The 12,644-nt window shown below is 72.4% G+C and carries 13 protein-coding genes; 11 read left to right on the forward strand and 2 right to left on the reverse strand.

The window, feature by feature from the left end; translation table 11 throughout:
* Window positions 1-25: 25 nt before the first annotated feature.
* The 8 genes from ACIP89_RS24370 (at window position 26) to ACIP89_RS24405 (ending at window position 7,753) form a co-directional block, all read left to right on the forward strand.
* Window positions 26-790 carry an amino acid ABC transporter ATP-binding protein gene (locus tag ACIP89_RS24370; RefSeq protein WP_401925558.1) on the forward strand — a complete coding sequence of 255 codons (765 nt, stop codon included), beginning with the start codon at window positions 26-28 and terminating at the stop codon, window positions 788-790.
* A gap of 109 nt (window positions 791-899) precedes the next feature.
* Window positions 900-1,925, forward strand: a complete 1,026-nt coding sequence (locus ACIP89_RS24375) for an ABC transporter substrate-binding protein (RefSeq protein ID WP_401924329.1) — start codon at window positions 900-902, stop codon at window positions 1,923-1,925.
* Window positions 1,926-2,001: 76 nt separating this feature from the next.
* Window positions 2,002-2,727, forward strand: a complete 726-nt coding sequence (locus ACIP89_RS24380; protein ID WP_401924327.1) for a GNAT family N-acetyltransferase — start codon at window positions 2,002-2,004, stop codon at window positions 2,725-2,727.
* A complete protein-coding gene (locus ACIP89_RS24385) occupies window positions 2,724-2,849 on the forward strand; it encodes a hypothetical protein (RefSeq protein ID WP_402116694.1) in 126 nt (41 codons plus the stop codon). Before ACIP89_RS24380 ends, ACIP89_RS24385 begins: the two co-directional genes overlap by 4 nt.
* 75 nt (window positions 2,850-2,924) lie before the next feature.
* Window positions 2,925-4,139, forward strand: coding sequence for an LLM class flavin-dependent oxidoreductase (locus ACIP89_RS24390; protein WP_401926269.1), 1,215 nt, complete (start codon window positions 2,925-2,927; stop codon window positions 4,137-4,139).
* A gap of 19 nt (window positions 4,140-4,158) precedes the next feature.
* Window positions 4,159-5,532, forward strand: coding sequence for an NtaA/DmoA family FMN-dependent monooxygenase (locus ACIP89_RS24395; RefSeq protein WP_401924319.1), 1,374 nt, complete (start codon window positions 4,159-4,161; stop codon window positions 5,530-5,532).
* Window positions 5,529-6,614, forward strand: coding sequence for an LLM class flavin-dependent oxidoreductase (locus tag ACIP89_RS24400; RefSeq protein ID WP_402116696.1), 1,086 nt, complete (start codon window positions 5,529-5,531; stop codon window positions 6,612-6,614). The genes ACIP89_RS24395 and ACIP89_RS24400 overlap by 4 nt, the downstream gene beginning before the upstream one ends.
* Before the next feature lie 14 nt (window positions 6,615-6,628).
* Window positions 6,629-7,753, forward strand: a complete 1,125-nt coding sequence (locus ACIP89_RS24405; protein WP_402116697.1) for an MsnO8 family LLM class oxidoreductase — start codon at window positions 6,629-6,631, stop codon at window positions 7,751-7,753.
* Window positions 7,754-7,775: 22 nt separating this feature from the next.
* Here ACIP89_RS24405 and ACIP89_RS24410 read toward each other — a convergent pair whose 3' ends face one another.
* On the reverse strand, window positions 7,776-8,690 hold the full coding sequence (locus tag ACIP89_RS24410) for a serine hydrolase (RefSeq protein ID WP_401924312.1): 915 nt from the start codon (window positions 8,688-8,690) through the stop codon (window positions 7,776-7,778).
* The gene (locus ACIP89_RS24415; RefSeq protein WP_402116699.1) at window positions 8,687-9,559 is read right to left on the reverse strand and encodes a LysR family transcriptional regulator; all 873 of its coding nucleotides are present in this window, start codon (window positions 9,557-9,559) and stop codon (window positions 8,687-8,689) included. The genes ACIP89_RS24410 and ACIP89_RS24415 overlap by 4 nt, the downstream gene beginning before the upstream one ends.
* Window positions 9,560-9,691: 132 nt before the next feature.
* On the opposite strand from ACIP89_RS24415, the gene bla reads away from it, so the two are divergent.
* The 3 genes from bla (at window position 9,692) to ACIP89_RS24430 (ending at window position 12,640) form a co-directional block, all read left to right on the forward strand.
* Window positions 9,692-10,630 carry a class A beta-lactamase gene (gene bla / locus ACIP89_RS24420; RefSeq protein WP_402116700.1) on the forward strand — a complete coding sequence of 313 codons (939 nt, stop codon included), beginning with the start codon at window positions 9,692-9,694 and terminating at the stop codon, window positions 10,628-10,630.
* A 70-nt stretch (window positions 10,631-10,700) separates the two neighbouring features.
* Window positions 10,701-11,576 carry a glycosyltransferase family 2 protein gene (locus ACIP89_RS24425; protein ID WP_402116702.1) on the forward strand — a complete coding sequence of 292 codons (876 nt, stop codon included), beginning with the start codon at window positions 10,701-10,703 and terminating at the stop codon, window positions 11,574-11,576.
* Between the two features lie 302 nt (window positions 11,577-11,878).
* Window positions 11,879-12,640 (forward strand): DeoR/GlpR family DNA-binding transcription regulator, encoded by a 762-nt coding sequence (locus ACIP89_RS24430; RefSeq protein ID WP_073733958.1) that lies wholly within the window; start codon window positions 11,879-11,881, stop codon window positions 12,638-12,640.
* The last annotated feature ends 4 nt before the right edge of the window (window positions 12,641-12,644 follow it).

Here is a 12,644-nt window from a genome sequence, read left to right on the forward strand (position 1 = left end):
GGCCGGCGCCGTCGCGGCGCCCCCGGTGCGCCCCGCCGCGGTCGAGGTGCACGACGTGCACAAGTGGTACGGATCCCAGCGCGTTCTGGACGGCGTGGCGCTCACCGTGCGGCCCGGGGAGGTCACGGTCGTCCTCGGACCGTCCGGCTCGGGGAAGTCCACCCTCCTGCGGGTGATCAACCACCTGGAGAAGCCGGAGATCGGCCATGTCAGTGTGAACGGCGAGCTGATCGGCGTCCGCAGGCACCGGGGGCGGCTCAAGGAGCTGAGCGAGCGCGCCATCCTGGCGCAGCGCGGCCGGATCGGATTCGTCTTCCAGAACTTCAACCTCTTCCCGCACCTCACCGTGCTGGACAACGTGGCCGCCGCCCCGGTCGCGACCGGGAAACTCACCAAGCCCGAGTCCCGGGAGCTGGCCCGCGACCTGCTCGGCCGGGTGGGTCTCGGGGACCGGGCAGCCGCCTATCCGCGCCAGCTGTCCGGCGGGCAGCAGCAGCGCGTGGCCATCGCACGGGCCCTCGCCCTGCGGCCCGGGGTCATCCTCTTCGACGAGCCGACCTCCGCGCTCGACCCCGAACTGGTCGGCGAGGTACTGGCCGTGATCAAGGACCTGGCCGGCAGCGGCACCACCCTGCTGGTCGTCACGCACGAGATCGGCTTCGCCCGCGAGGTCGCCGACCGGGTGGTCTTCATGGACGCCGGCCGGATCGTCGAACAGGGCCCGCCCGAGCAGGTGCTGGACCATCCGCGGCACGAGCGGACCAGGGACTTCCTGAGCAAGGTGCTCTGAACCCGGCGGCCGTCCCGCCCGCCGGCCGTCCCTCTTCCACCCGCCGGGCAGCGTCCGGCGCCCACTCCGTCCCCGTACACCCCCACCGCATCCGACAAGGACAGCCACCATGCGCACCCCCATCCTCCGCAGCAGATTCCGCCGAGGTGTCGCCGCCTCCGCCGCCTTCGCCTCGCTCGCCGCCGGCCTCGCCGCGTGCGGCGGTGACGGCGACGCCGCGACCAGGACCGGCAGTGCGCCGGCCGGAACGGTCACCATCGGCGCGCTGTCCAACGGCGCCGCCGAGGAGACCGGACTCAAGGTGCCGGAGGTGAAGTCGATCAGCGCCGAACTGCCCGAGTCGGTGGCCGACCGCGGCAAGCTGGTGATCGGCGTGGGCGCGCTGCCCGCCGGATTCCCGCCTCTCGCGTACGTGGGCGAGGACCAGAAGACCCTCACCGGAGCCGAACCCGATCTCGGCCGGCTGGTCGCGGCGGTCCTCGGACTGGAGCCCGAGCTGAAGAACTCGACCTGGGAGAACATGTTCGTCGGCATCGACAGCGGCAAGGTCGACGTGGCCCTGTCGAACGTCACGGACACCGAGGAGCGCAAGAAGAAGTACGAGTTCGCCTCCTACCGGCAGGACAACCTCGCCTTCGAGGCGCTGAAGAAGAACACCTGGAACTTCGACGGCGACTACCGCAACCTGGCCGGGCGGACCGTCGCCGTCAGCGCCGGCACCAACCAGGAGCGGATCCTCCTGGAGTGGAAGGCGAAGCTGGCGAAGCAGGGCCGCAAGCTCGACGTCAAGTACTACCAGGACAACAACGCCACGGCCCTGGCCCTGGCCAGCGGGAAGATCGACCTCTCCTTCGGGCCCAACCCCGGCATCGCGTACCACATCAGGCAGACCGCGAAGACCCCCAACCCGACCCGCAACGCGGGCAAGTACTCCGGTGCGGGCGCAACCCTCCAGGGGCTGATCGCGGCAACCGCGAAGAAGGACAGCGGACTGGCGAAGCCGCTCGCCGACGCGATCAACCACCTGATCAAGAACGGCCAGTACGCCAAGTGGCTCGCCGCCTGGAACCTCTCCAACGAGGCTGTGCCGACCTCCCTGATCGACCCGCCCGGACTGCCGCTCGACAACTCCTGACCCACGCCCGCGCCCCGCTCCGGCCGGACCCGGACTCCTCCCGCCCACGCCCCAGATACGGAGACCCCGCGCCACCATGTCCACCAGCGTCCATCACGCCCCGCCATCGAGAGCGGTACCGCCGCACATCCTGGACAACGCCGCCTGGGCCGCGCTGACCGGTCCGCACGCCCACCTCGCCGAGCGGGTCGGCCGGGCCGCCCGCTACCCCACGGACGTCTCACCGTTCAGCGCCCTTGAGGACCCCGCCGACCCGCGGGCCTGGGACGATCTGGCCGCCCTGGTCGGACCCGGCGCCGCCACCCCCGTCTCCGGGGCGCGCACGGTGCCCGACGGCTGGACCGTCGAAAGCGGCGGCGACGGCGTCCAGCTGGTCGACACCGCGCTGTACGCCGAACCCGCACCCGAGGCGGAACAGCTGGGGCCCGCCGACGTGCCCGAGATCCTCGGCCTGATCGCCCTCACCCAGCCGGGCCCCTTCCTGCCTCGCACCATCGAACTGGGCAGCTACCTGGGCATCCGGGACCGAGGACGCCTGATCGCCCTCGCCGGGGAGCGCCTGCACCCGCCGGGCTGGACGGAGATCAGCGCCGTCTGCACCCACCCGGACCACCGGGGCCGGGGCCTGGCCACCCGGCTGGTGCGCGCGGTCGCGGCGGGCATCAGGGAGCGCGGTGACACCCCCTTCCTCCACGCGGCCGCGAGCAACACCCGAGCGATCCGGCTCTACGAGTCGATCGGATTCACCCTGCGCCGCCGCACCCGGTTCCTGCTCGTCCGAGCCCCGGGGGAGCGAGGGTGAGGCAGTCGCGTCCCGCGCCCCGCGGCCCGGCCGCGAACCTCGTCATGCCGGACCGCCGGCTCCAGTACCCGCGGCAGTACATCGACCTCCTGCGCGTCGCCGGCGCGCTCTGTCGTCCCTGACCTGTTGCCCTCGCAGCCGCACCCCGCGCCGGGGCCCGGCTCCCCCGTACGGTCGATCAGGAAGGCACCGTTCCCGTGTCCTCTTCACCCTCTTCCCTGCATCTCGCCGTGGCCCTGGACGGCGCCGGCTGGCACCCTGCCGCCTGGCGCGAACCCGTCGCCCGCCCCGGTGAACTCCTCACCGCCGCCTACTGGGCCGAGCTGGTCGCGGAGGCCGAACGCGGACTGCTCGACCTCGTGACCATCGAGGACGCGCTCGGCCTCCAGTCCTCGTCCTCCACCGAGCCCGACGGGCGCACCGACCAGGTCCGCGGCCGGCTGGACGCCGTCCTCATCGCCGCGCGAATCGCCCCGCTGACCCGCCACATCGGTGTGGTCCCGACGGTGGTCGCCACCCACACGGAGCCCTTCCACATATCCAAGGCCATCGCCACTCTCGACTACGTGAGCACCGGTCGCGCGGGGCTGCGCCTCCAGGTCACGGCCCGGCAGCACGAGGCCGCGCACTTCGGCCGCCGGACCTTCCCGCCCTTCGGCGTCGAGGACTACCGCACGCCCGCCGGCCAGGAGCTGGTGAACGGCCTGTTCGAGGAGGCCGCCGACTACGTCGAGGTCGTGCGACGGCTCTGGGACAGCTGGGAGGACGACGCCGAGATCCGGGACGTCGCCACCGGACGCTTCATCGACCGCGCGAAGCTGCACTACATCGACTTCGAGGGCACGCACTTCCGGGTCAAGGGCCCCTCGATCACCCCCCGGCCGCCCCAGGGCCAGCCGATCGTCAGCGCGCTGGCGCACGCCACCGTCCCGTACCGGCTGGTGGCCCGCTCCGCCGACATCGGCTACGTCACCCCGCACGACGCCGGCGAGGCCCGTGCCGTCGTCGAGGAGATCCGCACCGAGCAGGCAGCGGCCGGCCGCGCCGACGAGACCCTGCACATCTTCGGTGACCTGGTGGTCTTCCTGGACGAAGACCCCGCGACGGCCGCCGCCCGCCGGGAGCGGCTGGACGACGTCGCCGGTGAGCGGTACACCAGCGACGCCCCGGTCTTCACCGGAACGCCCGCCGGGCTCGCCGATCTGCTCCAGGAGCTGGCGGCGGCCGGACTGACCGGATTCCGGCTGCGCCCCGCCGTGGCCGGCCACGACCTTCCGGCGATCACCCGGGGCCTGGTCCCCGAGCTCCAGCGCCGTGACGCCTTCCGCCGGAAGTACGAGGCCGGCACCCTGCGCGGGCTGCTGGGGCTCACCCGCCCCGCCAACCGCTACGCCGCCACCGCGACCGCCTGAGCCGGAAGGACCCCCGATCATGAGCAAGCCACTCAAGCAGATCCATCTTGCGGCCCACTTCCCCGGAGTCAACAACACCACCGTGTGGAGTGATCCGGAGGCCGGCAGCCACATCGAGTTCAGCTCCTTCGCGCACTTCGCCCGGACCTCCGAGCGCGCGAAGTTCGACTTCCTCTTCCTCGCCGAGGGCCTGCGGCTGCGTGAACAGGGCGGCGAGATCTACGACCTGGACGTCGTGGGGCGGCCCGACACCTTCACCGTCCTCGCCGCGCTGGCCGCCGTCACCGAACACCTGGGCCTGACCGGAACGATCAACTCGACGTTCAACGAGCCGTACGAGGTGGCCCGCCAGTTCGCCAGCCTCGACCACCTCTCGGGCGGGCGCGCCGCCTGGAACGTGGTGACCTCCTGGGACGCGTTCACCGGCGAGAACTTCCGGCGCGGCGGATTCCTGCCGCAGCAGGAGCGCTACTCCCGGGCCAGGGAGTTCCTGGCCACCACGAACGAACTCTTCGACTCCTGGCACGGCGACGAGATCGTCGCGGACCGGCAGACGGGCACGTTCCTGAGCGACGCGAAGGCCGGGGCCTTCGTGCACAAGGGGCAGCACTTCGACATCGAGGGACAGTTCAACGTGCCGCGCTCCCCGCAGGGCCGGCCGGTGATCTTCCAGGCGGGTGACTCGGAGGAGGGCCGTGACTTCGCCGCGTCGAGCGCGGACGCGATCTTCAGCCGGTACGCCACCCGCAAGGAGGGGCAGGCGTTCTACACGGACGTCAAGGGCCGCCTCGCCCGGTACGGACGCCGGCCGGACCAGCTGCTGATCCTCCCGGCGGCCACCTTCGTCCTCGGCGACACCGACGCCGAAGCCGAGGAACAGGCCCGCGAGGTGCGCCGCAGCCAGGTCAGCGGCGCCACCGCCATCAAACACCTCGAATTCGTCTGGAACCGGGACCTGTCCGGGTACGACCCGGACGGCCCCCTCCCCGACATCGACCCCGACCCGGGCGAGCACACCGTCGCCCGCGGCCGCGCCCAGGTACGGATGTACCGCGACCCGCTGGCCACCGCCCGCGAGTGGCGGGAGCGCGCGGCCGCCAACAAGTGGTCCATCCGCGACCTGGTCATCGAGACCGGCAACCGCCAGTCCTTCGTCGGCTCCCCGGCCACCGTCGCCACCACGATCAACGACTTCGTCCAGGCCGACGTCTCCGACGGCTTCATCCTCGCCCCGCACATCACTCCGGGCGGCCTGGACGCGTTCACCGACCAGGTGGTCCCCCTGCTCCAGGAACGGGGCGTGTACCGGACGGAGTACGAGGGCACCACCCTGCGCGACCACCTCGGCCTGGACCACCCCGACGAGGCCCGCGAGGGGCGTGAGGCGTCATGAAGTTCCTCGCCATCACCCTGATCGTGCACGGCCCGCACCCGGTGACCGGCGTGCGGAAGCCGACCGCCGAGCGCTTCCGCGAAGTGCTCGACAACGCGCTCCTCGCGGAGGAACTGGGCTTCGACGGCTTCGGCGTGGGGGAGCGGCACGAGCGGCCCTTCATCTCGTCCTCGCCACCGGTCGTGCTCAGTCACATAGCCGCCCTCACCTCCCGGATCCGGCTGTTCACGGCCGTCACGACGCTCAGCCTCCTCGACCCGGTGCGCGCCTACGAGGACTACGCGACGCTGGACCATCTCTCCGGCGGACGGCTTGAACTGATCATCGGCAAGGGCAACGGCGCCGCCCAGCGGGACCTGTTCCAGGTCACCCCCGAGGACCAGTGGGACCGCAACGCCGAGAGCTACGAGGTGTTCCGGCAGATCTGGCGCCAGGACAAGGTCACCGCCGCCACCCGCTTCCGTCCGGAACTCAAGGACGCGGAGGTCTGGCCCCGGCCGCTTCAGCAGCCGGTCCGGGTCTGGCACGGCAGCGCGACCAGCCGGGAGTCGGTCGATCTCGCCGCCCGCTACGGCGATCCGCTCTTCTCCGCCAACGTCACCAACACCATAGAGCCCTACGCCGAGTTGATCCGCTACTACCGCGAACGATGGGAGCACCACGGTCACGATCCGGCGGACATCGCGGTGGGCGCGGGAACGGCCGGCATCTATGCGGCCCGGACCTCGCAGGAGGCGCTCGCCGCCTACCGGCCGGTGTTCGAGGGAAACCTCGCCTTCCAGAAACAGCTGGGCCTGGAACCGGTGTTCACCACCCTGGAGGACTTCGTGGAGCGCAGCTCGGCGCTGATCGGCAGTCCGCAGCAGATCATCGAGAAGGTGCACCGCTACCACGAGCAGTTCGGCCACACGGTCCTCCACCTGCACGCGGACGCGGGCGGGCTGACGGACGCTCAGCACCGTGACTCGCTCGCGCTCTTCCAGTCGGACGTCGCACCCGTGCTGCGCCGGGACATCCCCGATCCGCCGTTCGCCTGGGGCCCCGTCCTGGACGAGCCCGCACCCGTTCCCGCCGACCGCTGAGGAGCCTTCGCGTCATGTCCGACATTCCCCTCGGGGTCCTCGACCTGGTCCCCGTCTCCTCCGGGTCCACCGCCTCCGAGGCACTCCGGAACTCCATCAACCTGGCCCGGCGGGCCGAGAGCCTCGGGTACGCCCGGTACTGGTTCGCCGAGCACCACCTCAACCCGGGCGTGGCCGGTACCTCGCCCGCGGTCGTCCTCGCCCTCACGGCCTCCGCCACCACGTCGATCCGGCTCGGAGCGGGCGCCGTCCAGCTCGGCCACCGCACCGCCCTGTCCACGGTCGAGGAGTTCGGCCTGATCGACGCGCTGCATCCCGGCCGGCTGGACCTGGGCCTCGGCCGCTCCGGCGGACGCCCGCCCGGCGGCGCCGCCCCGCGGCCGTCCGCGACCCCGGTGGCCGGCGGACGCACGCCCAACGGCCTCCGGATCCCGCCCCGGTTCTCCTTCGAGCACCTGCTCGGCTCACCCCGCGTCGCGCTCCAGCGCAAGCTGCTCCAGCAGCCGCACGCCGAATCGCAGGACTACGGCGAGCAGATCGACGACATCCTGGCACTGCTGGCGGGCACCTACCGTTCCGAGGACGGCATCGAGGCCCATGCCGTTCCGGGGGAGGGCGCCGAGGTGGAGCTGTGGATCCTGGGCAGCAGCGGCGGGCAGAGCGCCCAGGTCGCGGGCCGGTCCGGGCTGCGGTTCGCGGCCAACTACCACGTCAGCCCCGCCACCGTGCTGGAGGCGACAGAGGGGTACCGCGCCGCGTTCCGGCCCTCCGACGTCCTCGCCGAGCCCTACGTCAGCGTGTCCGCCGACGTCGTGGTCGCGGAGGACGACGGGACCGCCCGCGAACTGGCCACCGGCTACGGTGCCTGGGTCCGCAGCATCCGTTCGGCCGAGGGTGCCATCGAGTTCCCCACGCCGGACGAGGCCCGCGCCCACATCTGGACGGAGGCGGACCGTGCCCTGGTCCAGGACCGCCTCGACACCCAGTTCGTCGGCTCCCCGGACCGGGTCGCGGACCAGTTGGCACAGCTTCAGGAGGCCACCGGGGCCGACGAGTTGCTGATCACCACGATCACCCACGGACACGCGGACCGGGTGCGCTCGTACGAGCTGCTGGCCGAGGAATGGCGCAAGAGGTGAGAGCCGGCGCCGGCAGCCGCCGTCAGGTGCCCTGATGCCCCCGTAGTTCCTCCACGGCGGCCCGTGCCGCGGCACCGATCACGGCGTCGGCGCGCGGCAGCCTGCTGTCTGCCCTCGCCGCCTGGGTGAACACCACCGCGGTGTAGGTGCTGCCGTCGGCGAGTTCGACGACGCCGGCTTCGTGGCGGAGCGAGCCGAAGGTGCCGGTCTTGCCGTAGACGGTGACGTCGTCGTAGGGAAAGCCGGAGGCGAGCCGGTGCGTCCACGGCTGCCTGCGCATGACCTCGCGCATGAACGCGCACCCTTCGGCGGAAGCGGCCCGGTCCGTCCAGATCGCCCGCAGGAGCCGGGCCATGTCCGCCGGTGTGCCGGACGCCTTGAAGGCCGGGTCGTACACACCTGCCGGCACCACGGTGTCGTTGTCCGCCACACGGGCCAGGGCCGCGTCCAGGGAAGGCGCCCCCGTCTCCGCGACGAGCCTGCTGAACGTGGCGACGACACCGCCGTGGACACGGGTGTCCGGCATGCCCAGGTCGCGGCAGACGGCGTCCACCACCTCGGCGCCGACCGCCCGCAGGACGGCCGCGGCCGCGGTGTTGTCGGAGACGGTCATCATCAGCGTCACCAGATCGCGCAGTGACATGGTGACGGGGTCGTTCAGGACGGAGATGCCGGTGGGGCCGGGGACCCGGTCGGCGGAGTCCAGGGTCACCCGGTGGCGCGGGTCGATCCGTCCCGTGTCCGCGAGGCGGCAGAAGGCGGCCATCAGCGGCACCTTGTAGACCGAGCCCAGCGGCAGCTGTTCGCCGGGATCGATGACCACGCGGGACGACGGGCGGTGCAGTTCCGCCACGTGCAGCCAGCCCCGGACGCCCGCGTCGTCGAACATCTCGCGGAGGGCGCGCTCCACACCACCGCCGTGCCGGGGCCGGCTCACGGTGCCACCTTCCGGGCCAGGGCGTCCTCCAGCAGCTGCGCCGTCCCGGCGGTCTCCCGCGCACCCGGGCGCCGCGGATCCCACGCCACCCGCAGCCGCAGGGGGAGCGGCGGGTCTGTCGCCGTGCGGCGCTCCACACCGGACGCCGTCAGCGCGTCGTCCGCCGTCACAAGCACCGCCTGACCCGCCGCCACGAGGGCGAGCCCGGCGCGCTCGTCGGACACCACCACGGTCTCCACGCGGCGGCCCCGGCTGGCCAAGGTGTCGATGAACAGGTCATGGGCGGCGGGCGCCTCGGACCGCGGGCGCACCGCGACCGGCAGACGTGACGCCGCCGTCCCGCCGGTTCCGCCCGCCCCGGCGGGGGACAGCACCCAGGTCGGCAGCAGGATCACCCGGCCCGCGGCGAGGCCGTGCAGCACGGACGGGTGCCGGATCACGGCGATGTCGACCCGTCCGGCCGCGACGTCACCGAGCAGCGCGGCCGTTGACGCCGTCACCATGCCGATCCTGGCGCGCTCGCCTGCCCGGACCGGCGCCGCCGCCACCTCCGCGGCCAGCGGCGCGGGCACCTCCGGGGCCAGCCCGATCCGCAGCCGCCGGCCATCGGCCCGCTGACGGGCACCGGTCTCACGGAGCTCCGCGAACGCCGCCAGAGCGCGGCGGGCGTGCGGAAGCAGCAGGGCCCCCTCCTCGGTGAGGAACACCCCTCGCTCACGGTCGAAGAGGCGGACCCCGAGCAGCGCCTCAAGCCTGCGCAGGCCCTGCGACAGCGGCGGCTGGGTCATGCCCACGCGCTGGGCCGCGGCACCGAAGTGCTCCTCCTCCGCCAGGGCCACGAAGATTTCCAGGTGCCGTTCGGTGAGCACTCCGTACCTCCTGGCGTGCGGTGATATGGCATGTGAATGGGGGCGATGCCGAGATGGTATTCGACATGCGGTGCGGCGGCGGATTTGAATTCGGGACGGACACGTCCCATCGGAACAGAGAGCCCGTATGCCATGCACACTCGAACTTCGCTGTCCCGCCGTGCCGTTCTGACCGGACTGGCCGCCCTGCCCCTCGTCGGCTGCACGAACGGCCCGGAGGCCTCACCGAAGCCGTCCGGCTCCGCCAGGTCGTCGGTCTCGTCGTCGCCCCCGGCCGATCCCCGTACCGCGCGGGCCTTCCGCGACCTGGAGCGGAAGTTCGACGCCCGCCTCGGCGTCCACGCGCTCGACACGGGCACCGGCCGGACCGTCACCCACCGGCCCGATGAGCGATTCGCCTACGCGTCCACCTGCAAGGCGCTGCTCGTCGGCGCCGTACTGGACAAGAACTCGCTCCGGCAGATGGACCGGCTCGTGCGCTACGGCCGGGACGATCTCGTCAGCGCCTCACCGGTCACCGAGCGGCACGTCGCCACCGGGATGACCCTGCGCGAGCTGTCCGACGCGGCCATCCGGTACAGCGACAACACCGCGGCCAACCTCCTCTTCCACGAGCTGGGTTCCCCCCGCGCCCTCCAGGACGCCCTCCGCGCACTCGGTGACGACGTCACCCGCTGCGACCGCTACGAGACCGCGCTCAGCGACGCCACCCCGGGCGACCTCCGGGACACCAGCACACCCCGCGCCCTCGCCACCGGGCTGCGCGCGTACGTGCTCGGCGACACCCTCCCCGCGGACAGGCGGGCCGTACTGACCGACCTGCTCAGGCGCAACACCACAGGCGACAACACCATCCGGGCGGGTGTGCCGGACCACTGGCAGGTGGGCGACAAGACGGGCACGGGCGGCTACGGCACCCGGAACGACATCGCCGTTATCTGGCCCCCCGGCGCCGCCCCCATCACCCTGGCCGTCCTCTCCCGCCGCGACGCGAAGGACGCCGAACGCGACGACGCCCTGATCGCCGCGGCCGCGAAGACCGCGCTCGGCGCCATCGGGGCGCTCGGGTAGCCGGCCGTCCGCGTCCTGCCCGGCCCGGCACTAGCATCGGCATCCTCATCGACCGCTGGAGCAGACCGCCATGCCAATGCCGCGCCTCGGAGTCGTCGTCGTCACGATGGGCACTCGCCCCATCGAGCTGGCCGCCCTGCTCGCCTCGGTGGAGAAGCAGGACGTGCCCGCGGCGAGAGTGGTCCTGGTCGGCAACGCGACGCCCCTCACCGGCATCACGGCGGACGTGACCAGGATCCCGCTGGAGGAGAACCTGGGCTGCCCCGGTGGCCGCAACGTCGGGCTCAGGGCGTTGAGCGAGTCGGGAGACGTGGACGTCGTCATCGAACTGGACGACGACGGGCTGCTCATCGCCGCAGACGTGTTCCGCCGGGTCCAGCAGCTGTTCGCGAACGACCCCGGGCTCGGCGTCGTCGGGTTCCGGGTCGCCGACGAGAACGGGGTGACGGAGCGTCGCTGGGTGCCCCGGCTGCGCGCCGACGACCCGATGAGGGGCGGTCCGGTGACCGCCTTCCTCGGCGGCGGACACGCCTTCTCGATGCCGATGCTCGACGGGATCGGCCACTGGCCGGCGGAGTTCTTCTTCGGCCACGAGGAGTCCGACCTCGCCTGGCGCGCCCTCGACGCGGGCTGGACGATCCGGTACGAGCCCGCACTCGTTCTCCAGCATCCGAGGACCTCCCCGGCCCGGCACGCGACCCACTACCGCTTCACCGCCCGCAACCGGGTGTGGCTGGCCCGGCGCCGTCTCCCGGCCACGCTGATCCCCGTCTACCTCGGGGTCTGGATCACCCTGACCATGGCACGAACGCGCTCGGCCGCCGGTCTGCGGGCCTGGTGGGGCGGTTTCGCCGAGGGGCTGCGGACACCGTGCGGGCCGCGCGAGCCGATGAAGTGGCGCACCGTGTGGCGCATGACGCGGCTGGGCCGTCCTCCGGTCCTCTGACCGTTCCCGGACCGGGCAGCGTGCCCCGCCGAGGGAAACGGGCAGCGGCCCGGGGTCCCGGCGAGGGAGTGCCGACCGCCACGGGCGCCGTTCGGGCGCGCGCCGGACCTCGATCGGGCAGCAGTCCGGCCGGGGGCGGCCGGTCCGTGCGGTCTGACCAGCCGGTACGGCCTCGGCGAAACGGGCACGAACGGGCACAGGTGAGGTGGTGAAGAGCCTGGTCGCCGTGGGTCCCTTGCTTGTACAAACGTCTCATGAGCCCGAACGGGGCCTGAGTCGCAGCGAACGCAGGGAAGTGTGTCGTGGACACCGACGAGCGCCGACGAGAGATCCTCAAGATTGCCAGACGCGAAGGGTCGGTGGACGTCACCGCACTGGCCGGCACGCTTCAGGTGGCCAAGGAGACCGTCCGGCGTGATCTGCACATCCTGGAGGAACACGGTCTGGTGCGCCGGACCCACGGCGGCGCCTACCCGGTGGAGAGCGCGGGCTTCGAGACGACGCTGGCCGCCCGTACCAGCCGTCTGGTGCCCCAGAAGTCCAGGATCGCGGCGGCCGCGGCCGACCTGCTCGGTGACGCGGAGACGGTCTTCGTCGACGAGGGCTACACCCCCATGCTCGTCGCCGAGGCACTGCCCAGGGACCGGCCCCTGACCGTGGTCACCGCGTCCCTCGCCGTGGCGACCGCCCTCGCGGACGCGGAGAAGACCACCGTGCTGCTCCTCGGCGGCCGGCTGCGCGGTTCCACGATGGCCACCGTCGACCACTGGACGACCCGGATGCTCGCGGGATTCGTCATCGACCTGGCGTACGTCGGGGCGAACGGGATCTCCCGCGAGTACGGGCTGACCACGCCCGACCCGGCCGTGAGCGAGGTGAAGGCCCAGGCCATGCGCAGCAGCCGGCGCCGGGTCTTCGCCGGAATCCACACCAAGTTCGGCGCCGTGAGCTTCTGCCGTTTCGCCGAGGTCGGTGACTTCGAGTCCATCGTCACCGATACGGGGCTGGCCTCGGCGGAGGCGCAGCGCTACTCGCGTCTCGGCCCGCAGGTCATCCGCGCCTGACGGA

Source organism: Streptomyces sp. NPDC088730, from assembly GCF_044751215.1.
Lineage (GTDB): Bacteria > Actinomycetota > Actinomycetes > Streptomycetales > Streptomycetaceae > Streptomyces.

Bases quoted from the DNA above. Each gene is read 5' to 3' on its own strand.
- ACIP89_RS24375 (WP_401924329.1), top strand. From the start codon at position 900: ATGCGCACCCCCATCCTCCGCAGCAGATTCCGCCGAGGTGTCGCCGCC.
- ACIP89_RS24380 (WP_401924327.1), top strand. From the start codon at position 2,002: ATGTCCACCAGCGTCCATCACGCCCCGCCATCGAGAGCGGTACCGCCG.
- ACIP89_RS24395 (WP_401924319.1), top strand. From the start codon at position 4,159: ATGAGCAAGCCACTCAAGCAGATCCATCTTGCGGCCCACTTCCCCGGA.
- ACIP89_RS24400 (WP_402116696.1), top strand. From the start codon at position 5,529: ATGAAGTTCCTCGCCATCACCCTGATCGTGCACGGCCCGCACCCGGTG.
- ACIP89_RS24405 (WP_402116697.1), top strand. From the start codon at position 6,629: ATGTCCGACATTCCCCTCGGGGTCCTCGACCTGGTCCCCGTCTCCTCC.
- bla (WP_402116700.1), top strand. From the start codon at position 9,692: ATGCACACTCGAACTTCGCTGTCCCGCCGTGCCGTTCTGACCGGACTG.
- ACIP89_RS24425 (WP_402116702.1), top strand. From the start codon at position 10,701: ATGCCAATGCCGCGCCTCGGAGTCGTCGTCGTCACGATGGGCACTCGC.